4 protein-coding genes and 3 pseudogenes are annotated in these 3,349 nt (G+C 39.8%); 2 read left to right on the forward strand and 5 right to left on the reverse strand.

Going from position 1 to position 3,349, the window contains the following annotated elements:
* Positions 1-526, forward strand: a pseudogene (locus PN470_RS01995) (IS4 family transposase); the annotation flags it as partial.
* Here PN470_RS01995 and PN470_RS02000 read toward each other — a convergent pair.
* The 5 genes and pseudogenes from PN470_RS02000 to PN470_RS02020 form a co-directional block, all read right to left on the reverse strand.
* Entirely contained in the window at positions 457-753 is a 297-nt protein-coding gene (locus tag PN470_RS02000; protein WP_271936049.1) for a hypothetical protein, read from the reverse strand. The pseudogene PN470_RS01995 and the gene PN470_RS02000 overlap by 70 nt on opposite strands.
* Positions 754-945: 192 nt before the next feature.
* The gene (locus PN470_RS02005) at positions 946-1,302 is read right to left on the reverse strand and encodes a S1 family peptidase (protein ID WP_238142366.1); all 357 of its coding nucleotides are present in this window, start codon (positions 1,300-1,302) and stop codon (positions 946-948) included.
* A 17-nt stretch (positions 1,303-1,319) separates the two neighbouring features.
* The gene (locus PN470_RS02010) at positions 1,320-1,679 is read right to left on the reverse strand and encodes a CU044_2847 family protein (protein WP_103112077.1); all 360 of its coding nucleotides are present in this window, start codon (positions 1,677-1,679) and stop codon (positions 1,320-1,322) included.
* Between the two features lie 88 nt (positions 1,680-1,767).
* Positions 1,768-2,487, reverse strand: a complete 720-nt coding sequence (locus tag PN470_RS02015) for a DUF3782 domain-containing protein (RefSeq protein WP_271936046.1) — start codon at positions 2,485-2,487, stop codon at positions 1,768-1,770.
* Between the two features lie 67 nt (positions 2,488-2,554).
* Positions 2,555-2,884: pseudogene (locus PN470_RS02020) on the reverse strand (DUF3782 domain-containing protein); the annotation flags it as partial.
* 382 nt (positions 2,885-3,266) lie between these two features.
* On the opposite strand from PN470_RS02020, the pseudogene PN470_RS02025 reads away from it, so the two are divergent.
* Positions 3,267-3,349, forward strand: a pseudogene (locus PN470_RS02025) (NADH-quinone oxidoreductase subunit K); the annotation flags it as partial.

Here is a 3,349-nt window from a genome sequence, read left to right on the forward strand (position 1 = left end):
ATCCTAATCACGAGGCTAGACTAGCTAAACTAACAGTTAGATTTGCCAGTTTTGAAATACAAGTACCTAAGCATCACTCGAAAGCGAACCCTCGTCAACCGGTCAAATTACAGGTAATTTTAGCTGAAGAAGAAAATCCGCCCATAGCGGAGTTAATCCTATCAGTTGGCTCCTCTTAACTAGCCTAGACATTAGTAGCTTTGAATCGGCGATAACCTGTGTGCGCTGGTATAGTTATCGCTGGTTGATAGAACGCTATCATTTTGTTTTAAAAAGTGGTTGTGGATTAGAAAAACTGCAATTAGAAACGGGTCGTAGAATTGAGATGGGCTTAGCTACCTATTCAATTGTAGCTTGGAGATTATTTTGGTTAACCTATCAAGCACGCTTACACGGAGAGGAGAGTTGTGAAAGTTTTTTGGAAGAACATGAATGGCAATCTTTGTGTGCCACTATTCATAAAAAGAGTCCGCCACCTGAAAAGCCGCCCTCCTTTCGAGAAGCGGTCAGAATGATTGCTTCTCTTAAATGATCCCTCACTTCAATTACTAAATTTTCATAAGCTGTATTAAGTTGATCTTGATAATTCTTGTTTTCAAATATACATTTAATCGAGGGGATAATTTTAGGAATTCTTCCTTCTACTTGTGCTATATCTAGCAACTTATTCCAAGCTTTTAAAAGAACATTAGTAGGAATAAAAAATGCAGAAGATTTTGCAAACATTTTTTCCTTATCAGCCATTACTGCCATCCCCACTACTCCCCCCAATTGCTCATCCCAGATAGCTGTCCCACTAAACCCACCTTCTACAGCATATCCTGTGCTTTTAGTATCTTCTATCTGAATTTTGTTGTTAGCAATATGACCTATTATCTTACCATCAGACCAGACACCTCCATCTCTGGAAAAACCATAAGCTTTATAATTATGATCAGATAAATCTCATATTTCAGAGGTAATTAAAGAAACTGGTTGAGCTTGTGAAGGAACTGAATCTTTTAATTTTAAAATAGCAATATCCTGCGGATCATTGCTGTTAAATTTAACCGGATGCCAAACTTCTACGGTTGTTTCTAAAGATGTACCCGATGCAATGATAGGAAAATCACACTCAATAATGTCAGTGGGTTTCTCAGCAGATTTTACATTTAATCCTAAAGATTCATTGACAACATGAGCGCAGGTAATCAAGTATTCTGATGATATTAGAAATCCTGCCCCAACAATTTCCATTTTATCATCTTTATTTTTTCGTTGCTTATAAATTCTGACCAGAGAAGATTCTAGAGATGCAACCATTATTTTTATCTAAGTCCTTATTGAGTAGATGATTGCTTATTTTTTTCCTTGTTATCCCATTTTAGGGTAATTTCATAGTTAACATCGGCGCTGCCAGATGCAATAATATCCCCTAGTCCAACAGTCATTTTTATCCCAAACTTGACCTCTACCTGATCGGCTGGTTCATTCAAACTTTTGACCTTATTAGTTATGGCATTTGCCACGGGTTTTATGCCATTTAATGCGTCTTCAAAAGATTGAGCGGCTTTAACAGCTATTTCATCTGTTAGACTAATAAGTTCATCTTCTGGTTTCGGTTTGGGTAAGGGTAACTTTTCATCCACCTCGATGTAAATAGTCCCCTCCTCTGAGGTAAATTCCACTAAACGAGTCATAAAAATTCTCCTGTTTATTTTATTGCGGTTGCCCAGACTTAATCAATCACAACGCCATCTTTTTGCTCTCATACCTAATTATATCTCTTTACCAAGTGTTCGGTTGAAAGTCAGCATCATTAATAATTGCCACCGTATCCCCAGAGGGTTTAATCACAAATAAACCTTTTTTATAAGCATAGCGATCGATTCCTTCGTTAATTTCAATTCCTGCCACTGCACCGTAAGCTCGATAGTTTTTGTAATGGGGAAAAGCGATTTTAAAACGAGTCAATTTTTCAATAAATTCATCTACATCATCTTGAGATAATCTCGATTTACATTCCACCACCACAAGATCGGTATCATCCACCCCTAGGATATCAATTTCCATGGCGATACCTTGACGTTTGACTCTAGCACGGGGATAAACTTCCTTAATATCAATGCCTTTTTCCTGAAAAAGCCGTAAAACCGCCGGTTCTACCAATTCCTCCACAAATCGACCCCAGCGAGTGGTCAGACTATCTACCGCTTTGCTGGTTCGTTCTACGGTGCGTTTCAGTTCTGCCATCGAGCGATCGGCTTCGGCGGCCCGGCGATCGCTTTCTAATTTTGCTTCGGCGGCTTGGCGCTCAAGTTCGGCGGCACGGCGCTCGTTTTCTAATTTCGCTTCGGCGGCCCGGCGCTCGTTTTCTAATTTCGCTTCGGCAAAGATACGTTCCATTTCGGCCCGACGAAGATCGCTTTCCCTTAAACGGCGATCAAACTCCTCGGCGGAAGCGCGGAATAGCTGGTAAATATCCTCAAGGGTAACGGGTTCACTCATGGACTAACAGGGGGTGCCGATAGACGGGGGGATTTAACATTTACCTATAATGCCTAATTATATCTCTTTACCAAGTGTTCGGTTGAAAGTCAGCATCATTAATAATTGCCACCGTATCCCCAGAGGGTTTAATCACAAATAAACCTTTTTTATAAGCATAGCGATCGATTCCTTCGTTAATTTCAATTCCCGCCACTGCACCGTAAGCTCGATAGTTTTTGTAATGGGGAAAAGCGATTTTAAAACGAGTCAATTTTTCAATAAATTCATCCACATCATCTTGAGAAAATCTAGGTAGTAATTCGACTAAAACGAGTTCTGTATCATCCACCCCTAGAATATCGCTTTTCATGGCGATGCCTTGACGCTTGACTCTGGCACGGGGATAAACTTCCTCGCCAATTCAAAAATGATCGCCCCGTTCGTAGTAAGCTCTTTAGGACTGATTATGGCTAAAGCCATTACTACAAACAAAAAGGCGATCGCCCTGAAAATTAAGGAATAAGTTCGGGATTGGTACAGTTATTTTTTCCTCTTCCTGTAAGATCAACCCCTTCATGTACATAAGCAACACATTCCAAAGCTCTTTGATTTACACTATAAGGGACTTGCGCTTTGATAATGTACTATTTAGGGCTGGTCTTATTCTTCTAGAGAGCGATTTTCTGGCTGAGATATTATTCCCACGCAAGTCCCTAAAGATACAGGTATCTAAATAAGCGGCGGTTATCATAATTTTTTACCTCATGAACTTTGCACTGTACGGTGTTAGAGGTATCATGCAGATTCAGTTAGAGTATTATTTGTTATTAGCGGCGGCTTTATTTTGTATCGGAATTTATGGTTTAGTCACCAGTCGCAA

This window comes from Microcystis sp. CS-574, from assembly GCF_028329095.1.
Taxonomy (GTDB): domain Bacteria; phylum Cyanobacteriota; class Cyanobacteriia; order Cyanobacteriales; family Microcystaceae; genus Microcystis; species Microcystis ichthyoblabe_A.

Bases quoted from the DNA above. Each gene is read 5' to 3' on its own strand.
- PN470_RS02015 (WP_271936046.1), bottom strand. From the start codon at position 2,487: ATGAGTGAACCCGTTACCCTTGAGGATATTTACCAGCTATTCCGCGCT.
- PN470_RS02005 (WP_238142366.1), bottom strand. From the start codon at position 1,302: ATGGTTGCATCTCTAGAATCTTCTCTGGTCAGAATTTATAAGCAACGA.
- PN470_RS02010 (WP_103112077.1), bottom strand. From the start codon at position 1,679: ATGACTCGTTTAGTGGAATTTACCTCAGAGGAGGGGACTATTTACATC.
- PN470_RS02000 (WP_271936049.1), bottom strand. From the start codon at position 753: ATGGCAGTAATGGCTGATAAGGAAAAAATGTTTGCAAAATCTTCTGCA.